A 19,428-nucleotide genomic window follows, 5' to 3' on the forward strand; every position below is an offset into this window, starting at 1 on the left:
CCAGGATTCATCGGCTACTGTGGGCTGGCCGAGCCTCACCTAGGGCGTCAGGCCGGCTCAATGGCTGAGTCGTCGCCGGACCTCGTCGCGTCGGCGTCTGCGACGCGACGCATTCGGACGATGCCCCAGCCGACAAGGGCTGCGGCGAGGTCGGTGCGTGAGAGGGCCGCGATCGTCACCGTCTCCCGGAACTGGATGCTCCGCTCGGTGGTCCAGTGTGATCCGGCGATGTCGCCGGTGAACAGCCTTGCGAGGATGGCTCCGGTGACAGCGATGCCGACGGCTGAGGCAACCTCGGTGGCAGTGTCGGTGAGCGCTGCGCTAATCGTGGTCTGGACCTTCCGCAGACCACGGAGCATGTTGGTCCCAGCGATGACGCCGACCACGCGCATCTCGGCGACGACGAGCACGAGCGCAAGAGCGACCCACACGTATCCAAGACGGCCCATCAGCCCGTAGGCGGCGAGGCCGAGCACGACGGTCACGGCGCTGAGCCAGGCCGCCATGCAAGGCCGACCCGACGCACGAGAGGAGTGATGAACGCGCCTCCGGCGACGAGGACGACAACCTGCGGCAACATGTAGCAGAGCCCGGCGGTCGCGACCCCGGCCACGGCCCTGAACGCCAGGCCGCTCGAGACGAGAAGGTGGCGGGCCGCGCGCTCGCGGAGGACGAAGAGGCCCGCCGCGACGACTGCCGCAGCAGTCGTCACCCAAGGGGCCCACTACCCGGTGCCCTCGTTGACGAACAGCGTCGGCGCGACTAGCGCCAGCACGAACACGCACGCCGTCGGGCCGACAACGAGCCCGACCAGCCTCACTGTCGAGATGAGGCGCTGCGCGTCGAGCTCGGCGGGATCGACCAAGCGGAGGCCGAAAGGCTCGTCGCTTTTGCATACCAGGTCTGCCCGTACTCGAACGCTGTTCGTGGGAGCTCCGACATGGAGCTGGAGGTCACCGTGGCCGATGGTGTGTGCGGGAGGCCTGGGCGTGCTTGTCGGTCGTGCCTCCCGCTGCGGTGTGCCGCGGGAGTCTGGTTTCCTCGTCACCATGTGGGACCCCCTCGGCAGGTCCCACTGCTCCATTGTGATTGAAATCGATTTCGGCTAAAGTTGGCCCCAGGCAACGAGGCGCCTAAGCGATCAGGGGGATGGGCCTGGCGCGCATCAGGCGGATCGGCCCAGGTTGGCCCTGGGATCCGGCGCGCGCTCCATCGAGAGACCCGGCGCCGGGAGGTGCGTCGTGTTTGATCGCACGGCACACGCACTCTCGTTGTGAAATCGATTACATCCGGTTCGATGGCGAACAACGCCACGTCGTCGCGCCCATCACAAGGAAGTGAGAGGGGCATGAGGACATCTCGAAGCAGCAGGAGCAGACCCACCAGACGCATGCGCGCAGGCGACGGAGCCGTCGCCGGACTCCTTGCCGTCGGCGTCATGGTGGCCGCAGCCGGATCGTCGACGGGTGAGGCCGACCAGCCGGGACAAGCAGGACAGGCATGGTCCGGGGGATACTCCCATCCGAGCGCGGTCCGTCTCGTGAGCCAGCTCACCGGGGCTAAGGGGCTCACCAATACCATGGACACGTGGCGGATCGGAGGGACCGACCTCGGTCTCATGTGGGACAATGGAGCCGGCGAGGTCCTCTTCGCCGTGGGCGACACGTTCGGAGACTGGAGCGGTGACGGAGGAAGCGGCGGGGACTGGCGGTCCAACGCACTCCTAAGATCCGACAACCAAGACTTCCGGGAGACCGGGATGACGTTCTCCTCAGCTGCGACGACGGAGTCTGGCTCCGCCAAGGAGATCATCCCGTCGCTCAAGGTCCCCGGCGTCGAGCACACGAGCATCCCCACAGGCGGCATCGCCGTCGACGGACGCCAGTACCTCGCGTTCATGTCGGTCAACAGGTGGGGCGACCCAGGGGAGTGGTTCACCAACTACTCCCGCATCGCGTACTCCGACGACAACGGGACGGCCTGGAACGCGACCGACGGCCCGCAGTGGGACAACGACCCGCAATGGGGCGACAAGTTCCAGATGGTCGCGTTCACCCACGGCCAGGACGACGGCTACGTCTACATGTACGGCACCAAGAACGGACGCTTCGGAGCCGTTCATGTCTCACGGGTTCCCGCGGCCTCGATCCTCGACAAGGCCGCTTACACCTACTGGGACGGCACCTCCTGGGGCGAGGACGAGACCGCCGCCGCCGAGCTGGCGCCTGCACCGGTCACGGAGATGTCGGTGCAGTACAACGACTACATCGGCCGATGGATGATGATGTACACGACCGACTCCCAGGAGGAGGGCATCTACGACCTCCTCTTCCGCACCGCGGAGCGCCCTGAGGGGCCGTGGTCCGACGTGACGGTCGTGGGCACGTCAGTCGACTTCCCCGGGCTGTACGCGCCGTACCTGCACCCGTGGAACGACGGGCCCGAGGTCCACTTCACGATGTCCATCTGGGGCCCGTACAACGTGTTCCAGTTCGCCTTCACCCTCGACGAGGACGGCAAGGTCGTCTAGCCGAACCTCATCGAGGACCCGCATCTGGCCAGGTCCGCGGACGTGAGGCACCCGGTGTGGGTCTGCCAGGGCTCGTGCGGCGTCGACACCAACCCCGGCTGGGCGTACGGCGGCATCTTCCAGGCCTGGATGCGCGGGTCCTCGGGTCGGATCGGAATGCACCAGGAGGTCGCCGTCGTCACGACAGAGATTGCGGCCAGCCCAGGTACAAGCGCTACCAGGTCGCCGTCAACTCCGGCGACCGCGAGAGCATCCAAGCCTACGTGGGCGCGAGCCCGCAGGGTTATCGCTGGGTGCAGGCGAGCGGGTTCTCGCTCGTGCAGACAGCTCCAAGCAGTCCTCAGACCGCCACAGTCATCTCTCCGACGAGGCTGGTCACTCCGACCTGCGGTGTCGAGACGAGCGTCGACATGCCGCAGGACGTGGCTGGGGTCGCCTACACGTCCTCGCGGGAGGGCGCGACTGTCACAGCCGCCGCGACACCGACAGCAGGCTACGTGCTCGGAGTAGGAGCGGAGGCGAGCTGGACCTTCGACGTGGTCGCGATGCCGTGCGCCACGCTGGACCCGCAGGAGACCCCGGGCACGACGCCTCCGGCTGCGACGAGCCCAGTGCGGTGAACCCGGCAGCTGCAAATCCTGGCACGACACCACCGGTGACGAGTGCGGGTGGGGCGGCGGGCGGCCTGACAGCGACAGGCGCAGGTGTGACTGCCGTGAGCATCGTCGCGGCGCTCCTCCTGCTGGCAAGTCTGTGGCTGCGACGCCGGGCAGCACGTCCCTGAGGGGCTGACCCGTTCCAGCCCCCTCACGGTCCGGGGAGGGCGCCGTCGTCTGTGTCGGGTCGAGACCCCGGCGACGCCCACGGCCGTCCGACGGGCACGACGAAGCCCCGGATCCATGCGGCTCCGGGGCTTCGCATTGCGGCCTCAGCCCGGACCGTCAGACAGAGACGTCGCCGACCAGGTGGACCTTGATCCCCATCGTGTCGAACATCGCGGCCTTGGCGACGAGAGCCTTGTCCGCAGTCGCGGCGTCGGGGGCGTAGACGAGCTGGGCGTGGTTGGCCTTGTGGCGCGCCATGAACTGGTTGCGGCTGATGCCGTGCAGTACCACGTGCGCGATCGGCCACTCTGGGTTGGTCGCGTCCTTGCGCCGCTGCGTCTCAGCCTCGGGCAGCTCTGCGACGGTTCCGCGGAACAGGTCGGCCTGGAGGACATCGTCAGCGATGTAGACCCGGGACAGGACGATCTCTCCTGGACGGCTCACCCCGTTGACGGTCGAGCCCCCCGCAGGGAAGAACACGGGGTCCTGGCGCCACCCCTCGGCCTTGTCCCAGCCACCGAGGTGCGAGGCAGGGACGGAGCCGGAGATCTCGTAGACCCAGACGAACTCGTCGGCGTAGTCCTCACCCCAGCGCACGTCATGGAGCGTGTTGTCCGGGACCAGGCCCATCGCTGTCCACACCCGGTCAGTGACCAAGGTGTCGACGGCCACGCCCTCGTCGGCTTCGTTGAAGTGGGGGAGGGCGCGTCCCGCGTAGAGCTCTCGCGCGCCGTCGCGCGAGCGGACCGGGGGCCGCTGCGTCGAGTTGAGCATGCCCTCGGCCAGGTCGGAGGCAGGGACGAGGTCCTTGAGCCCTTGCTGGTACTGGATACCGACCGCGTCGAGGCCGAAGTCGTCGGAGATGCGCAGCGCAGCGACGTACATCTTCATCTGCCACTGCACCTGCGTGCGGGTGAGCTCGGTCGCGTCATCGGAGCCGAAGATGAACGTCATGCCTTGCTCGATGAGCCAGTCGAAGGCGGCATCGGCTTCCTCCTCGCTCACGGTGAGCATCTCTGCATACAGCGCCGACTGGGACAGCCGTTCCTTGTAGATGCCTGTCGGGTTGAGCAGCTCGTCGTCGAAGATGCCGTTGTACATGCCCATGCAGCCCTCGTCGAACACGCCGACTATCGCCTTCTCGGCGAGAAGCTGCTCGCCGAGCGCGACGCCCAGCTCCCGCTCCGGGCTTGCGGGCAGGTCGGGGAGCGGGCGCACGTGCGAGGCATCGTGCGTAATGCGACCGGTATCGATCCACTCCGCGAGGCCCGCCCGGAACCAGTCGTCGGTGAAGTCGACCGACCAGATTGTCGAGTACTCGGTGCCCATCTTCGTCATGCCAGCGTTGAGACCGAGCAGGCCGACAAGCCCGGGCCAGTCACCGACGAAGTTGGCGACGGTGAGGATCGGACCCTCGTGCGTGCGCAGGCCTGCCAGGACGTGGTGGGAGTACTGCCAGACCGCTTCGGCCACGATGAGCGGTGCGTCGACCGGGATGTTCCTGAAGACCTCGAGGCCCATGCGCTGGCTCGAGATGAACCCGTGACCCGTCGTCGGGTCGACGGAGTTCGCACGGATGACGGTCCAGCCGAGGTCCGCGAAGGCCGCCGTAACATCGGCCTCCATATGCGACTGGATCGACCAGCCGGCCACGTTGGCCGACTCCCGGAGGTCGCCGCTCGCGATGAGATAGGCGGTCCGGGGCGTCGTCGTGGGACGCGCGGTCCGCTCGGGAAGGACGTAGCTGCTCATGAGTGCTCCTGATGTGTCGGATCGGTGGCCGCACGCGACGCCGAGCAGGCGTCACCGGCCCAGAGGTGGACGGGGCCCGAGATCTCGTGGCCCCGGAGAAGGAGACGGTCTGCCCGGAGCGAGCCGCCGTCGACGTGGATCGTCAGGGTGTCGCCGTCGACGTCGACGCGACCCCAGGCGTTCCCCGTCGTGAACAGCGCGCGCAGCGGCTCAGGGCCGATCGGGTCAAACGACAGTGTGCGGCTGGGCGCGTCCCACTGAGCGCCGGTGAACGCGAGCAGCAACCCCCACGAGGCGAGCGAGCGAGCGTAGTGGTTGCCGCACTCGATCTCGTTCCACGGGCTGCGTGCGTGCCCGTCATAGCGGGCCCGCAGCGTCCGCTCGATCGTGAGCGCGGCGTCGGGCAGGCCGGCGAACGCCAGGGTCGTCGCCACCTGGTGCTCGACCCCGGTCCACACCTCGTCGGAGTAGACGAAGGGGATCGCCGGACGCCCGCCCCGTGGCCAGGACGCGAGCAGGAGGCCCCCCTCGCCGTCGACTGCATACACCCTCTGGGTGCTCTCGTGGCGAGTGAGGTCCTCACGGAAGTTGTGCCTGACGATAGCCTCGAGCGCGCTGCGCACATGCTCGACGGGCAGGATCGGCCCGAGACCGTTGACGTAGGCGTGGAACTGACCGAGCAGCTGGTCCGAGAGCACCCCCTCGCCGTACTGGTAGCGGTGCGCGTCGACGTCCTTGACCACCTGGCGGTAGTACTCGCCGTTCCAGAGCAGCTGGTCCATGCCACGCGCAGTGCGTGCGGCGATCGCGTCCCAGGCATCGGCGCGCTCGATCTCACCGAGGTGCCTCGCCATCCGGACACCGGCTCGCAGGGCTGCGAGGAACATCGAGTTCGCGAGGGGTTCGATCCCGTGGAACTCGATGTCGTACGTGTTGTGCAGCTGGCCGTCCAGCAGCCCGTCGCCATCCCGATCCCACTCGCGGACCGCGTGGTCAAGGGTTTGCGCCGCCGCGGGCCACAGCTCGCGCAGGAACGTGTCGTCGCCGCAGAACCGCCACTCGCGGTGCAGGCGCAGGAACGTCCCGAGCTGGCCGTCTACCGCAGGGTCCATGAACCACCGAGGGCCGCCGAACACGCGGTTCGACCGGAAGGTCTGGGCGCCGTCGGAGCCGGTCTCGAGCAGGAGCTCCACCCGCCTGGCGCTGCGTTCGAGCGACGGGAACAACCATGCGACGGTCTGCGCATAGGACCACACGTGGGTGCACGTCCCCTCGCACGACCCACCGTGGTCGAAGGACCCCTCCCACGCCGCCATGATCGGCCCCTCGCCGAGCTCGGTGTTCGGAGTCTCGACCACGAACACCGTGGTGGACCGGACCGCCGCGATGTTGGCCCCGACGGCATCGGCAACCACAGGGTCGAGAGTCCCGCCGTAGAGCGTCTCGACGAACGTGTCAGTCGCCTGCTCGAGTTCGCGCAGCCCACCGTGCAGGTACGTCGCAGCCGACCACGCGTCGGGCCACAGAGTCGCATAGTGGTTGCGCACGACCTCGTCGCGGTGCGGGTCGTCGAGGACGATGTGCCCCTGCCAGGCTCGGCGCCGGTTCGGGAAACTCCACGCGAGCACGAACTCGAACGCCCTGACCTCACCAGGCGCAAGGGTGTGCACGATCCCGAGAGAGCCTGTGCGTATCCGCGGCAACGTCTCGAAGAGCTCGTCCTCAGTGAGGTCCGTCCGAGTGTCGCCAGGCTGTGCAAAGAGTCCGCGCGGGCGGTCCTCGAGCGTGAGCCGAGGCTCGGCGTCGAGCCGTCCGTCCGCGGTCAGGTCGTCCCAGAACAGTCTGGGCCCGTCGGGCCAGAAACCTGTCACCCACTGCGGTTTGGCAGTGGTCGACGGATCCGTCGTCGTGAGGGAGAGCGTCCCGTACCCGGGGTCGTTCTCAGGGAGCCGGATACCGAAGTCGAGTCCTCGCACGTCACCCTCCTCGTGCCACCGCACGGTCTGCTGGGCACGCATGCCAAAGGGTCCCTCGCCCCGGCCAGCGGTGTGGCTCACGCTCCCCACGACGGTGACGTCGACGGGGACCGGGCTGGGGTTGTGCACGGTGTAGCGCAGCACGGCGCCGGGGATACTCGACGCATCGGGGTCGAGGGGGACGAGCGGTGTGAAGGCCCGCAGCGAGACCTCGACGGGGAGGTCGCCATCGGTGAAGTCAACGTCGACGACCGGGTACTCTCCGCGCATCGTCGACCCTGCGAGACGGGGCAGACCAGCTAGCCTATCGAAGCCGTACCCGGCGTCGAGGTCGTGCGGCCCGTTGAGACGTGCCTCGAGCACGCGTGTGACCGGTGTGCCACCGGCCGGTGCCGCATGGATCGCGAAGAACGAGTACGGATTGAACCGGCCCTTGTCGGGAAGGTTCTCGAGCTCCCAGTCGCGGAGCTCCCCGCGCGCTCCGAGCGAGACGTTGCCCGTCCCGATGCCGCCGAGCGGGAACGCCGCACGGTCGGCCGTGTGGGGGATCGAGCGTGAACGGTCCGTCATGGTCTACTCCTGCCTTTGGTGTGTCGCGAGCTCGTGCACGACGGGGACTGTCGCCTCGTACAGGTGCAGGAACCGGTCGAAGAGCGTGTCGTAGGTTGCGGCGAGGTCGCGGTCGGGGGTGATGCGGGTCGTCACCGGGTTCCACCGGACGATGTCGGGCTCATCACCGGGAGCCGCGACGGCGCTCGCGGCGAGGAACGCCGCCCCGTAGCTCGCCCCGATCGTCGTCGCGGGGACCTCCTGGACCAGACCGGTCACGTCAGAGACGATCTGGAGCCAGAGCCAGCCCTGGGTCCCGCCGCCTACGGCGACGATGCGCCGAATGTCTGCGCCTGCCGCCCGCATCGTCTCGACGTTGTGCCGGACTGCCAGCGCGGTGGCCTCGAGCGCGGCACGGAAGAGGTCGCCGCGTGTGTGGGTAAGCGTGAGTCCTGCGATGACGCCTCGAGCGTCGGGGTCGAGGATCGGCGTGCGCTCGCCAGCGAAGTACGGCAGCACGACGAGCCCGTGGGCTCCGGGTGGGGAGGCAGCCGCCTCGGCGAGCAGCTGGGGGAAGTCGGCGGACGTGAGGTCCTTGAGCCAGGCCGTGAGGGCGCCCGAGGTGGCGAGCCCTCCGGCGAGGTTGCGTGTGCCCGGGAAAGCGCCGACCGTCGTCCACATCGATGGTGTGCGCAGCGTCGTCCGACCCGTCGCGACGAGGAACATGGTGGTTCCGTACATGAGCATGAGGTCGCCCTCGCCGTGCGCGCCGACGCTTACCGCTTCTGTCCATGCGTCGATGGTCCCGGCAATGACCGGGACGCCCGCAGGGATACCTGTCGGGGCCGAGGCCTCAGGAGTGACGGTGCCCGCAATCTCACCGGCCCACATGAGTCGTGGTGCCTCCAGGCCCGGTGCGTACCTGTCCCACCAGGCGTCGTGCCACCCCTCGGAGTCGATGTCGTAGAGCGGAGACATCTGGCTCGCCGACTGGTGGTCGAGCACGTAGGCACCTGTGAGCTTGCGTGCGAGCCAGGACGCAGGCATGAAGAGACGACGTGCCCGCGCGTACGCCTCGGGCTCCTCGTCGTGGACCCAGACGATCTTGGGGCCACCGGCCTGGGACGTGAGCATCGAGCCGCCGACGCGGGTGATCGCGTCCTCGCCGAGCTCAACTGTCATGCGCTCCGCTTGGGCTGTGGCGCGGGTGTCAACTCCGTAGAGGATCGCGGGCCGGACAGGCTCGTCGTGCTCGTCGGCGAGCAGGACGCACGGCCCCATGCCGCTGACGCCGACGGCAAGGAGCTCGACGTCGGCTCCGGTGAGCAGCTCGCGGCAGAGGTCGACGAGTTCGGACCACCACACGGCGCCGTCCATCTCGACGTGACCTGGAGCTGGCCTGGACACCGAGTGCGTGACCGAGGCTGACCGCAGGACTCTGCCGTCCGGTGTGACGAGGACACCCTTGCTACTGGACGTACCGATATCGATTCCGAGAGTGCAGTGCAAGGACACGTCATCCTCCTTGATCAGGTGTCGCACCAACGCCGGTGCAGACTGCCAGATTAGACGAAATCGATTTCAGATGCAATCGCGCTAATTCGCGGTCAGGAGGGGGTAGGTCAGGAGGTGCGAGCGGCCGTCGCCGACTCCAGGGAAGAGGGCAGAACGACGGTGCGGGCAGGCTGGTGATCCCCTGCGATGCGCTCGAGCAGCTGGGTCGCGGCTGTGACGCCCATGTGCCGGGCGGGCAGGCGGACCACTGTCACGGCTGACGGGCTCAGCGTGGTGAAAGGCAGCGAGCCGACGACTGAGACCCCGAAGGCCGGCGGTGTGAGTCCATGTTCGGTGAGAACCTGGATCGCGCCGACTCCCAGTAGGTTGTTGCTCGCGACGACGGAGTCTGGCGGCTCAGGAAGAGCGAGCAGATCCTCCATGGCCTCTCGGCCTCCGTCGACCCGGAAGGTGGAATAGCGCAGCAGCTCGTCAGGGTCGAGGTCAGGCAGCCGCTGGCGAAGGATCGCGCGCCAGCCGTCGGCGCGCTCGTAGGCGGTCTCGACGTCCTGCGGGCCGGTGATGCAGGCGATGCGCCGGAACCCCGTCCGCACGAGGTTCTCGGTCGCGGCCTTGCCTGCGCGGAAGTTGTCCATGATGACGCGGTCGGTGTCGTAGTCGGTCTGTCTGTCGACAGTGACCACAGGCCGACCGGCCGTGAGGATGTCGTCGAGGTCAGATTTGTCTGATGCCGGAGCGAGGATGACGCCAGCCATGTTCTCCGAGAGCGCGATCTGGAGATAGGTCGTCTCCTTCTCGAGGTCGGAGTCGGTGTTGCACAAAACCACCGAGTATCCGGCGCTCTGCGCGACGTCTTCGACGCCGCGGGCGAGCTCGGTGAAGTATGGGTTCTCGATGTCAGGGATGATGAGCGCGATGACCTCAGCGCTCTGCTTGCGCAGCGTCCGGGCTGCTCGGCTCGGGGTGAACCGCAGCTCGCGAGAGGCCTCGCGCACAGCGGCGACCTTCTCGACCGACACTCCGGCGCCGTTGAACACCCGGGACACCGTCGCGGGCGACACTCCGGCGAGCTTCGCGACCTCGTAGATCGTCGCCATGGGAATCCTGCTTCCTCGTCTCGGGCCACGGTTGACACCACCGGGTACCCAGCCTACGATCTTGAAATCGGTTTCAATTTTACGGCAGCCTACTCAATCTGGCTACCGCCAAGCATCGACACGAGGAAGTGCCACTGATGAACGTCCCCATGCCTCCCGACTTGGCCAGCGTATCGCGACTGCGTGGCACTCTCACGCGATCGATCTCACCAGAGAACTTCGACGGCTCCGCCGGAGGCGGCGGCCGTGCGACCGAAGGGACCGGCGCCGAGTGTGCCCGTGACCTCGGCCCCGAGTGGAAGATCTCCCCGAGCGTTGACATCAAGGCCGGGGAGACCTTCGACCTCGCCCGGATCGACGGTCCTGGCCGGATCACCCATATCTGGATCACCACGCACACCGACAACTGGCGCACACTCGTGCTGCGGGCGTTCTGGGACGGTGCGCAGGAGCCTGCGGTCGAGGTGCCCTACGGTGACTTCTTCTGCAACGGCTGGGGAGTGTTCGCCCAGGTCAGCTCTCAAGTCGTCGCAGCCAACCCGCACGGCGGGTTCAACTCCTACTGGCCAATGCCATTCCGCGAGGGCGCGCGGCTCACCGTCGAGAACACGAGCGACGTCGACGTCCGCATCTACTACCAGGTGACGTACGAGATCGGGGGCGACTACTCCGCTGAGGGCTACTTCCACGCGCAGTGGCGGCGCTCGAACCCGCTCGAGGAGCTGGCAACCCACACGATCCTCGAGGGGATCGAAGGGCAGGGGCAGTACGTTGGGACCTACATCGCCTGGGGTGTGAACTCCAACGGCTGGTGGGGCGAGGGTGAGCTCAAGTTCTACCTCGACGACGATACGGATTACCCGACGATCTGTGGGACCGGAACCGAGGACTACTTCGGCGGCGCTTGGAACTTCGACATCCCTGGGCAGGGGTACACCGAGTTCTCGACCCCGTACCTCGGGATGCCTCAGGTCATCAGGCCCGACGGGCTCTATGTGAGCCAGCAGCGCTTTGGCATGTATCGCTGGCACCTGCTCGACCCGATCCACTTCCGTACAGGCATCCCGAAGGTTGACGTCCAGGCCTTGGGCTGGCGCAGCGGATGGCGCTACCTCCCGCTGCGTGACGACATCGCCTCGACGGCGATGTTCTACCTCGACAGGCCCACGGCGCGCCGACCGAAGGCGCCCACGGCCGACGACATGGAGGTTCACCTAGGGACCGCTCCGGTGCCAGACATCGGTGCGACCCCGCCGCGGGATCCTCGGGGCTGACAGAGCCGAAGTAGCTGACATGACCGGACCGAGCTACGACGGAGTGCCCGCCGGGTGAGACCGCGGGCCCCCGCGCCTACGGGTGGCTTGCGTCGACCAGGTGACCACGGTGCTCACCCGCGAGCGACGGCGACCTGGAGCCGAGCTCATGGGTCGGCAACGGGGCGCTGTACGCCACGGCTGTCAGACGGGACAGGGTTCGCCGCGCACGGGTGGAGCGACATCCTCCGAGTCCGAGCTCTGGGACTCCGGACGGGTATCCCAGAGCCAGGGCGCGGAACTGTTCAGGCGCGCGCCGCTGGTCTGGAGCCAGCGGTCTGAGTTAATTGTGAAATCGATACCGAGAAGCGAATGTGGACGACAGCCTTGTCGTGAAACACCGTCCGAGCGCCCTCGCGGCTCGCGTGGACGCCGACAAAGGAGTGCGTACATGATCGATGCCCTCGTTGTCGGCGGCGGGTTTGGCCGCAGCTTCCTCCACCCGTTCCAACTCCATCCAGAGGCGGGCACCGTGGGCCTCGTCGAGCCCGACCTCTGGCTGCGGCGTGAGCCCGTTGGAATGCCGTCCACGTGAACTCGCCTGCGTGGTGCCACGTCGAGCGCACCCTTGCCGTGCTCCGGTCCGGGGGGGGGTGTGCGAGCGCCGTGCCGATGGCCACCAGCCTCGTGGACGTCTTCCGTGGGAGGGAGGCGGCTGCGGCGGCCCGGGGCGCTACATGATGACGGAGGCCTCGCTCTACCAGCGTGAGTATCTCTACACCTGCCACCTGCGGTAGTCCAGGGCGCTTGGACGTCTCGGCTACCTCAGCGGTGCCCGCATGCAGGACCTCGACGGACTCCCGCCCTACTGGATGGGCTATTTGCCGATGCAGCACGCGATCCTTGTCGTGGCACCGTTGCTGGGTTTGGCGGGGGGAGCGGGCCAGCTCCGTCGCCTGTCTGGGTTCAGGCGTACACCGTCCGCAGCGCGAGGGTGACGAGGCCAATCCGTTCCCCATCGAGACCGCCATCTTCACCCTCACGGGCAGGCGCTCCTTGCCGCGCAGATCGCGTTGTCGTTTTCCGAGGACGGCCGCGCCTACGCCGAGAGGTTCGAGGTATACGGCGACTTGAGGGGTGCTCGAGCGGCCCTCGATCGAGGGTGGACCGGCTGTCGTGTATGCGGCGGGTTCGCAGGATCAGGCGGGCCGTGGACGCCCGATCACGCGAGAGGAGGTCGAGGCGTCCGACAGTGCCGATCTCTTGCCGGAGCCGTTGTGCCTGTTGCCCGCCCTCGGTCTATGCCCCGCATGGACTGCCCGCGATCGAGGTTCCGGCTAGGCGCGGTGGATGCCATCCGCACCTTGTGTGCGAGCTCGTCTCGGCCGTTGTCGTCGACCGCGAGCCAGCCATCGGAGCGGCCCGCGCTGCCTCGATCGCGGCCGGGCGTCGCCGCGCACGAGTCGGCGCTGTTGGGCGGTCAGATGCTCGAGATACCCCAGTTCAAGGGCTTGCAGTTGAAATCGATTTCGACTACCGTGGTGCCGGGTCGAGGGTGGCAGCGTAGCGAGCGCCCTCGAAGGGGTGGCCGAATTCCGCGGCCGCAGCGATGGCTCAGAGACGAGTCAGTTCCTGAGGAGGGACACATGAAGAGCAAGACAACACGAATGCGTAAGGCATCAGCCTTCGCCGCGAGCGTCGTGGGAATGTCCATGGTTCTCGCAGCATGCGGCTCGAGCACCCCCGGAGAGTCGGCGAAGACCGACGGCGGGGACGGGTCGGCGACGACCATCGAGTTCTGGCACAGGACGTTCACTCCGGTCGAGAACGAGTGGTACGCGCAGGTCGTCAAGGACTTCAACGCCTCTCAGTCAGCGATCAAGGTCGTGGACACCGAGGTTCCCGCGGATACGTGGGACCAGAAGATGAAGGCAGCACAAGCTGCGGGCAAGGCCCCCGACGTCTACACCTACAGTGGAGCGCTCGTCGAGCAGGTGGATGCGGGCCAGTTCCACGCCCTCGAAGGGATCGTCCCGCAGGACAAACTCGACGAGATACTGCCCTCTGCGCAGTCGATCTCGCAGGTCGACGGCAGCTACTACGCTTACCCGCTCCTCCTGGAGCCCCAGGCAGTCCTGTTCTGGAACAAGGACATGCTTGACGCTGCCGGGGTCGACTCGACCAAGGCTCCCGCGACGTGGGACGACCTCTACGCCGCCTGCGCGAAGATCGTGCCGACCCTCTCCGAGGGGCAGTACTGCATCTCGCCCGCCGCCGACGCGGTGACCCTAGCCTGGGCGTCAGCCGGTCAGCAGTACAACGCCGCGGGGCACCTCGCCCTCACACAGGACTGGACTGCGCCGGACATTGACAACCAGGGCTACCGCGACATCATGGGCTTCTACAAGGAGCTCTACGACCAGGGGTACATGCCGAAGCAGCCGCTCGGGTCCTACCTCGAGGCGAAGGACTACGGCGAGAAGAAGGTCGCCTTCAAGGTCTCCGGCTCGTGGATGATGTCCGAGGTCGGGTCCGACTACTCTGACCTGCTCGACGTGACAGGGCTCGGCCCGGTGCCGACGTCACCGAACGGCGACGGACGCACGACGACGACCGCCGGCAACTTCATGTGGGTCGTCGACGCCAAGTCGGACAATCCCGACGCCGCCGGAGAGTTCCTCTCTTGGGTGCTCGCGGGTGACCCCGAGGTCCTCGTCCCGTTCTTCGTCGACACGCAGTTCACCAAGTCGCCGGTGCGTCAGTCGGTCCAGGATGCTGTCGCGAAGACCGAGGCGGCAGCCGCCGCCCCGTGGTCGAGCGTCATCGTCAACGACATCGCCCCTGACGCCCACCCCGGCGCGACCTACCCGTGGGACATCTCGCTCGCCGTCGGCACGGCGATCGAGTCGGCGATGAAGAGCGCGCAGTCGATCGACGACGCGATCGGTACAGCCTCTGGCTCGATCGACACGATCATCCAGCGCGAGTCGCTCCCTGAGAAGGCACCGAAGCCCTAACCGGTCGGTCGGGCGGGGCAGTATCGCTGCTCCGCCCGACCCCGCTCGCTCGAGACACAGGACGGACGAGGACATGACGACGAGGGAACGACCGGCCCCGCAGGCCGCGCGCGTGGAGTCCAGGAAGACGACACGCGCTGAGACCGGGAAGAAGAATGGACGGAGCAAGAACTTCGAGTATCGGGACAACAAGATCGCCTACCTCATGCTGACGCCCGTCGTCGGCCTGCTCGGCGTGTTCGTCATCTGGCCCGCGGTCTACGCCGTGATCCTGTCCTTCCAGGACTGGAGCTTCTACAAACCCGCAGTGAACGTCGGCTGGCGCAACTACATCAACGTCGCGACGGACCCGCTGTTCCTCGAGACGATCACCCGAGGGTTCAAGTTCGTCCTCATGACCGTGCCGACGATCCTCGTGTTGGCGTTCTTCTTCGCCAGCCTCGTGATGAGCGTGGGGCGCAAGGCCTCGACGACGCTCAAGGTGAGCATCTACATCCCGACGATCATCTCGGGCGTCATCGCCTCGATCCTGTTCGTGCTCATCTACGACTACTCCGGAGGGCTCCTCAATTGGGTTCTCGCTCACTTCGGCGTCGAGAACATCCCGTGGCTCGGTGACCCGGCGTGGGCGCTCCCCGCTATCGCCGTGCCCGCAGTGTGGCTCGGGCTCGGTCTGCCGGCTCTCATCATGGTTGCTGCAATGCTCGATATCCCGACGGAGTACTACGAGGCGGCCTCGATGGAGGGGGCGAATTGGTGGGAGAAGACGCGGTACATCACCCTGCCGCAGATGAAGAACGTGTCGCTATACCTCATCGTCACAGGGTTCGTCGGAGCGATCCAGCAGTTCGAGCTTCCGCTCGTCATGACTCAGGGTGGTCCGCTCTCCTCGACGACCCTGCCTAACCTATTCATCTTCAACCACTTCCGGAACGACATCAACGTCGGGTACTCGATCGCGGCGGCGCTTCTGCTGTTCGTCGTGCTCGGGACTGTCTCGGCGCTCATCTTCCGGTTCATCAACTCCGAGAGGCTGGTGGACTGACGTGACCGTCGCTGAGCAGACCCGTACCACTCGCAGTGCCGCCGGACGTGGGCAGCTCCGGAGCATCCGGTCGGTCCTCCTCCTGGCGGGGAAGGTCGTCGTCGCAGCAGGATTTGTCCTCGCGGCGCTCTTCCCGCTCGCCTGGCTCGTCATCGCGGGCTTCAAGTCACGGACCGAGGTCGTCGCGACCCCGTTCCAGTTCTTCCCCGACGTGTGGCAGTGGCAGAACTACACCCACATCCTCAGCGACCCGGCATTCCTCAGGGCGATGGGGTGGACGATGCTCGGCGCCGTGCTCTTCACGGTTCTCGGGCTCGCCGTGAACTCGCTCGCGGCGTACGCGTTCGCACGGCTCAACTTCCGCTTCAAGAACGCGATGTGGATCCTCGTCATCACGACGATGTTCATCCCGGGCATGACGATCCTCCTCACGAGCTTCATCGTCGTGACGAAGCTCGCGATGCTCGACACCCTGGCGGTCCTCGTGCTGCCCGGGGCTGCAAGCGCCGCCATGGTGTTCTTCATCCGGCAGTTCTACCTAAGCATCCCGTCGAGTCTCGAAGAGGCTGCTCAGCTTGACGGGTGCGGACGCTTCGGGATCTTCGTCAGGTTGTTCCTCCCGCTGTCGAAGCCGCCGTTTGTCGTCATGGGAATCACTGCGTTCCTCGCGTACTGGAATTCCTACGTGTGGCCGATCCTCACGATCACGAGCCCAGACCGGTTCGTCATCCAGCAGTACCTCGCGACGTTCCGGTCTGAGAGGACGACGGAGCTCGGGATGCTCATGGCAGGCTCGGTGCTCGCCGCGGCGCCGGTGGTCATCCTGTTCCTCATTTTCCAGCGGCAGATTATCGGCAACATCAAGATGGCTGGGCTCAAGTAGAGCCCCTCGGACTTGTGTTGGCGGCCATGGAAAACTGCCCACTGACGGCCAGGAGAAGTGCCCGTTGGTGGCCATGAGATCTGCCCACTTCTGGTTCGGAGTCCCTGCCGCTGTGCGGTGTGGGTCCCTTCCTGGGTTGTGATGACGGTGTCTAGTCGCATCGCGTTGCCCGGGAAGGGACCCTGTATGAAGTCTGACGGAGATGTCATGGAGATGCTCGCTGCTTACGACCTGACTGGGTCGTTACGTTCTGCGGACTGACGGGCTGTTCCCATCACACGGTCGCCCGGCATGTGAAGGCACGTGATGCTGGGAAGCCGATCGATGCCCCTGTCTACCGGGGCCGGGTCACGGACGCGTTCTTAGCGAAGATCGAGGAATGAGTGGAGGCGTCCAACGGCAAGATCCGCGCCGGCAAGGCTCACGACAAGCTGGTCGCGATCGGCTATGAGGGGTCGGAGCGCTCGCCGCGGCGGGCGCTCACCTGGGTTCGGGATGCTCGCCCCTTGGGTCAACCGATTCCAGGGTGGCCTGGATCACCCCCGCATTTGCGGGGAAACGCCTCACAGTTCACTCTATCCAGGGCTGAGCATCTCCGCCCCCTACATCCCGGAGTGCGCCGCGCACAGATCGGCGTTCCAGCCGGCCCACGCGGCCGCGGTGACGAACACGTCGCCGGACTCCAGAACTTGGACTACGTCGTCGCCGAGGATGAGCGCCCCGCATGGAGCACCGTCGACCGGCTGGGCGCAGCGAGCGCCGCTGACCTTGGCAAACAGGTCGCCGGCGAGCAGGGTGCCGCCCGTCACGGTCGAGATCGGGGAGACCGGGATCTCGGAGGGGACATGCTCGGCGAGTGCGAAGGACTCGTCGGTCAGGCCCGCGGTGTCGACCAGCTGGCGCACCGCATACTGGCCGGTGACCTCGGGGTAGTGGTCCTCGATCTCCTCCGCGGCGGCCTCGGGGTCTTCCCAGACACCGAGCGGCACGACGACGCCTCCGGTGAGGCGGTCGATGATGACATACAGGTCTGGGCTGGTCATGGTGCTCCGGGGCGTGCGGGGGTGGGAAAACTTGATGAGGACGGGAATCCATCATCCCATCTCCGGGGTCGAGGCCGGCCAGCTGAGCGTCCCGGCCGCGGAACCGCCCGCGGCACCTGCCCGCCGTAGCCACCACCGCGGATCAGGGGCGAGATCAGGGTAATCACGGATGCGCGCGGGCCCCGGGAACCGCCAAGATGGACCCATGAGCACGCCAGACTACGCACACATCCCGCCGCAGCCACCGACCCCGATGGAGAAGTTCTTCGCCTGGGTCCGTCGCCTCGGGCTCGCCCGTCCCACCGACCGGGTCCTCGGAGGTGTCGCCGCCGCGACCGCCCGCCGGCTCGGGATCGATGCCTGGCTGATGCGCCTGATCCTGATAGTCCTGGTGATCTTCTTCGGGCTGAGCGTGTGGTTCTACATCGCGGCCTGGATCGCCCTGCCGGACGAGCGCACCGGCAAGATCCCGCTCGAGGAGTGGATCCGCCCGTCGGGTCGTTGACCCCACCGGAGCGGGGCAACCCGCCGTCGGGCGAGGGCAGCCCAGCCGCGCGCCTACTCGCCAGCCGCCCACTCCGGCGCCGCGAGCAGGCGGAGGTCGTCGCTGCGCAACGGCGGGACGTGCCAGCGCACCTCGACGACCGAGCTGCCGGGCAGCGCCCGCAGGAGCATCCGGTGCGGTGAGCTGGTGACGACGGCCGTCGCCTCCCACCCGCCGTCACCGGTAGCGCGCCCCTGAGCCGCGATGGGGAGGACCGACGACCCGACCGGGACCAGGGTCCGTCGCCAGTCGTCGGAACCGACCCCGAAGCTCAGGCCGTCGACGTCGACCGTCCATCCGGCGCCGTCGGGACGCATCGTCCCGTGAGCGAAGGGCGTGTTCGACGATGCCGGGGCTAGCGGGATCTCGGCCCGCGCCAGCTCCTGCGCGAGGGCTGCCTGGGCCGGCGCGTCCTCGGCGAGAGAGGCGGGTGCCAGTGCGGGCAGGAGCGTCTCCCACACGGCGTCGAGCTCAGCCTGCAGGTCATCGGTCGCGCTCGTGAGCGCGACGACGAGCCCCTCGTCGGGCAGGACGAGGCAGAGCTGGCCGCACGCGCCGTCGGCCCGGAATCCGTGCCTGCTGCGCCACATCAGGAAGCCGTAGCCCTGCTGCCAGTCCGGGGGCGAGGGGCGCGGCGAGGTGGGGATGTGCACGGAACTTGCGAGGTCGACCCAGCCCTCCGGGAGCACGCGGGCCCCGCCGAAGGAACCTCCGTCGAGCAAGGTCTGCCCGAGCGCGAGGATGTCGCCGACCCGGGCGTGCAGACCCGTGAAACCGAGGTCGGCCTCACCCGCCTGGGTCCACCAGCGCGGGCCGATCCCGAGCGGCTCGAAAAGCCTCGGGCGCAGGTACTCCCCGACTCTCTGGCCGGTCAGCCGGGTGATCGCGGCGGAGAGCAGGAACGGACCCGACTGGTTGTACGTGAAGACCGTGCCGGGCTCATGCTCGGGTTCCCTCGCGAGCAGGCCGGCGACGGGGTCGGGACCGAAGATCGGCTCCACCAGGTCTTCCTCATGACCGGTCGCCATGGAGAGCAGGTCCCGAACCCGCATCTGCGCGGACCGGCCGGGAGCCTCGACCTCGGGGAAGTACTGGGCGATCGGGGCGTCGAGGTCCATCAGCCCCTCCTCGACCGCGAAGGCAACGGCGGCCGCGAGGAAGGTCTTTGACAACGAGTACACGAGCGTCGCGTCCTCGAGCCGGTACGGGGCCCACGCACCCCGCGCGACGACGCGCCCGTGCCGGGCGACAGCGAGGGCATGCGGGTCGGACTCGAGCCGTTCGAGACGCTCGACCAGCGCCGAGAGCGCGCCGGACGGGATGCCCATGCTCTCCGGGGTCGCCGCGGGCAGGGACATCGGTCGAGCGGCGCGCGTGGCGCTGACGTCAGGCATGGTGCC

At 67.4% G+C, this 19,428-nt stretch carries 17 protein-coding genes; 8 read left to right on the plus strand and 9 right to left on the minus strand.

The annotated features are described in order from the left end of the window. Nucleotides 1-47: 47 nt before the first annotated feature. Genes BLQ50_RS14565 through BLQ50_RS18690 form a run of 3 tightly spaced genes read right to left on the minus strand, consistent with a single transcriptional unit; the run spans nucleotide 48 to nucleotide 865 of the window. The gene (locus BLQ50_RS14565) at nucleotides 48-506 is read right to left on the minus strand and encodes a hypothetical protein (RefSeq protein WP_093185122.1); all 459 of its coding nucleotides are present in this window, start codon (nucleotides 504-506) and stop codon (nucleotides 48-50) included. Continuing rightward, nucleotides 482-712: a hypothetical protein gene (locus tag BLQ50_RS14570; protein WP_093185125.1), complete on the minus strand. Its 231-nt coding sequence runs from the start codon at nucleotides 710-712 to the stop codon at nucleotides 482-484. The genes BLQ50_RS14565 and BLQ50_RS14570 overlap by 25 nt, the downstream gene beginning before the upstream one ends. Nucleotides 713-724: 12 nt before the next feature. Then, the gene (locus tag BLQ50_RS18690) at nucleotides 725-865 is read right to left on the minus strand and encodes a hypothetical protein (RefSeq protein WP_175559144.1); all 141 of its coding nucleotides are present in this window, start codon (nucleotides 863-865) and stop codon (nucleotides 725-727) included. Between the two features lie 525 nt (nucleotides 866-1,390). Here BLQ50_RS18690 and BLQ50_RS14575 point away from each other — a divergent pair. Together BLQ50_RS14575 and BLQ50_RS18400 are read left to right on the plus strand one after the other, a co-directional pair. Next, the gene (locus BLQ50_RS14575; protein ID WP_175559145.1) at nucleotides 1,391-2,530 is read left to right on the plus strand and encodes a glycoside hydrolase family 183 protein; all 1,140 of its coding nucleotides are present in this window, start codon (nucleotides 1,391-1,393) and stop codon (nucleotides 2,528-2,530) included. Between the two features lie 410 nt (nucleotides 2,531-2,940). Continuing rightward, a complete protein-coding gene (locus BLQ50_RS18400; protein WP_139185844.1) occupies nucleotides 2,941-3,150 on the plus strand; it encodes a hypothetical protein in 210 nt (69 codons plus the stop codon). A gap of 321 nt (nucleotides 3,151-3,471) precedes the next feature. Here BLQ50_RS18400 and BLQ50_RS14590 read toward each other — a convergent pair whose 3' ends face one another. The 4 genes from BLQ50_RS14590 to BLQ50_RS14605 form a co-directional block, all read right to left on the minus strand. Beyond that, nucleotides 3,472-5,106, minus strand: a complete 1,635-nt coding sequence (locus tag BLQ50_RS14590; protein ID WP_093185135.1) for a fucose isomerase — start codon at nucleotides 5,104-5,106, stop codon at nucleotides 3,472-3,474. Continuing rightward, nucleotides 5,103-7,652 (minus strand): GH116 family glycosyl-hydrolase, encoded by a 2,550-nt coding sequence (locus BLQ50_RS14595; protein WP_093185138.1) that lies wholly within the window; start codon nucleotides 7,650-7,652, stop codon nucleotides 5,103-5,105. Before BLQ50_RS14595 ends, BLQ50_RS14590 begins: the two co-directional genes overlap by 4 nt. Nucleotides 7,653-7,655: 3 nt before the next feature. Further along, nucleotides 7,656-9,173: an FGGY-family carbohydrate kinase gene (locus tag BLQ50_RS14600; RefSeq protein ID WP_342672067.1), complete on the minus strand. Its 1,518-nt coding sequence runs from the start codon at nucleotides 9,171-9,173 to the stop codon at nucleotides 7,656-7,658. 80 nt (nucleotides 9,174-9,253) lie between these two features. After that, a complete protein-coding gene (locus BLQ50_RS14605; RefSeq protein WP_093185140.1) occupies nucleotides 9,254-10,243 on the minus strand; it encodes a LacI family DNA-binding transcriptional regulator in 990 nt (329 codons plus the stop codon). Nucleotides 10,244-10,392: 149 nt separating this feature from the next. Here BLQ50_RS14605 and BLQ50_RS14610 point away from each other — a divergent pair, with 149 nt between their 5' ends. The 5 genes from BLQ50_RS14610 (at nucleotide 10,393) to BLQ50_RS14625 (ending at nucleotide 16,441) form a co-directional block, all read left to right on the plus strand. Continuing rightward, complete coding sequence (locus tag BLQ50_RS14610; protein WP_093185534.1) at nucleotides 10,393-11,517, plus strand: glycoside hydrolase family 172 protein; 1,125 nt, start codon at nucleotides 10,393-10,395, stop codon at nucleotides 11,515-11,517. Nucleotides 11,518-11,947: 430 nt separating this feature from the next. Further along, the gene (locus tag BLQ50_RS18695) at nucleotides 11,948-12,091 is read left to right on the plus strand and encodes a hypothetical protein (RefSeq protein ID WP_175559146.1); all 144 of its coding nucleotides are present in this window, start codon (nucleotides 11,948-11,950) and stop codon (nucleotides 12,089-12,091) included. A gap of 1,051 nt (nucleotides 12,092-13,142) precedes the next feature. Continuing rightward, the gene (locus BLQ50_RS14615; protein ID WP_245701263.1) at nucleotides 13,143-14,513 is read left to right on the plus strand and encodes an ABC transporter substrate-binding protein; all 1,371 of its coding nucleotides are present in this window, start codon (nucleotides 13,143-13,145) and stop codon (nucleotides 14,511-14,513) included. A 73-nt stretch (nucleotides 14,514-14,586) separates the two neighbouring features. Further along, entirely contained in the window at nucleotides 14,587-15,558 is a 972-nt protein-coding gene (locus BLQ50_RS14620) for a carbohydrate ABC transporter permease (RefSeq protein WP_093185143.1), read from the plus strand. Nucleotide 15,559: 1 nt separating this feature from the next. Beyond that, nucleotides 15,560-16,441, plus strand: coding sequence for a carbohydrate ABC transporter permease (locus BLQ50_RS14625; RefSeq protein WP_093185146.1), 882 nt, complete (start codon nucleotides 15,560-15,562; stop codon nucleotides 16,439-16,441). 602 nt (nucleotides 16,442-17,043) lie between these two features. Here BLQ50_RS14625 and BLQ50_RS14630 read toward each other — a convergent pair. Further along, nucleotides 17,044-17,484, minus strand: coding sequence for a hypothetical protein (locus BLQ50_RS14630; RefSeq protein WP_093185148.1), 441 nt, complete (start codon nucleotides 17,482-17,484; stop codon nucleotides 17,044-17,046). A 205-nt stretch (nucleotides 17,485-17,689) separates the two neighbouring features. Between BLQ50_RS14630 and BLQ50_RS14635 the strand changes: the two genes are divergently transcribed. Next, entirely contained in the window at nucleotides 17,690-17,989 is a 300-nt protein-coding gene (locus BLQ50_RS14635) for a PspC domain-containing protein (protein WP_175559147.1), read from the plus strand. 53 nt (nucleotides 17,990-18,042) lie between these two features. Here BLQ50_RS14635 and BLQ50_RS14640 read toward each other — a convergent pair whose 3' ends face one another. After that, nucleotides 18,043-19,422 carry a serine hydrolase domain-containing protein gene (locus tag BLQ50_RS14640; protein WP_093185157.1) on the minus strand — a complete coding sequence of 460 codons (1,380 nt, stop codon included), beginning with the start codon at nucleotides 19,420-19,422 and terminating at the stop codon, nucleotides 18,043-18,045. Nucleotides 19,423-19,428: the final 6 nt, after the last annotated feature.

Source organism: Sanguibacter gelidistatuariae (assembly GCF_900096585.1).
GTDB lineage: Bacteria > Actinomycetota > Actinomycetes > Actinomycetales > Cellulomonadaceae > Sanguibacter > Sanguibacter gelidistatuariae.

What these genes read in the sequence shown, in the direction of transcription:
- BLQ50_RS14565 (WP_093185122.1), bottom strand. Translation starts at nt 506, where the DNA reads ATGGCGGCCTGGCTCAGCGCCGTGACCGTCGTGCTCGGCCTCGCCGCC.
- BLQ50_RS14575 (WP_175559145.1), top strand. Translation starts at nt 1,391, where the DNA reads ATGCGCGCAGGCGACGGAGCCGTCGCCGGACTCCTTGCCGTCGGCGTC.
- BLQ50_RS18400 (WP_139185844.1), top strand. Translation starts at nt 2,941, where the DNA reads ATGCCGCAGGACGTGGCTGGGGTCGCCTACACGTCCTCGCGGGAGGGC.
- BLQ50_RS14590 (WP_093185135.1), bottom strand. Translation starts at nt 5,106, where the DNA reads ATGAGCAGCTACGTCCTTCCCGAGCGGACCGCGCGTCCCACGACGACG.
- BLQ50_RS14595 (WP_093185138.1), bottom strand. Translation starts at nt 7,652, where the DNA reads ATGACGGACCGTTCACGCTCGATCCCCCACACGGCCGACCGTGCGGCG.
- BLQ50_RS14605 (WP_093185140.1), bottom strand. Translation starts at nt 10,243, where the DNA reads ATGGCGACGATCTACGAGGTCGCGAAGCTCGCCGGAGTGTCGCCCGCG.
- BLQ50_RS14610 (WP_093185534.1), top strand. Translation starts at nt 10,393, where the DNA reads ATGCCTCCCGACTTGGCCAGCGTATCGCGACTGCGTGGCACTCTCACG.
- BLQ50_RS18695 (WP_175559146.1), top strand. Translation starts at nt 11,948, where the DNA reads ATGATCGATGCCCTCGTTGTCGGCGGCGGGTTTGGCCGCAGCTTCCTC.
- BLQ50_RS14615 (WP_245701263.1), top strand. Translation starts at nt 13,143, where the DNA reads ATGAAGAGCAAGACAACACGAATGCGTAAGGCATCAGCCTTCGCCGCG.
- BLQ50_RS14620 (WP_093185143.1), top strand. Translation starts at nt 14,587, where the DNA reads ATGACGACGAGGGAACGACCGGCCCCGCAGGCCGCGCGCGTGGAGTCC.
- BLQ50_RS14630 (WP_093185148.1), bottom strand. Translation starts at nt 17,484, where the DNA reads ATGACCAGCCCAGACCTGTATGTCATCATCGACCGCCTCACCGGAGGC.
- BLQ50_RS14635 (WP_175559147.1), top strand. Translation starts at nt 17,690, where the DNA reads ATGAGCACGCCAGACTACGCACACATCCCGCCGCAGCCACCGACCCCG.
- BLQ50_RS14640 (WP_093185157.1), bottom strand. Translation starts at nt 19,422, where the DNA reads ATGCCTGACGTCAGCGCCACGCGCGCCGCTCGACCGATGTCCCTGCCC.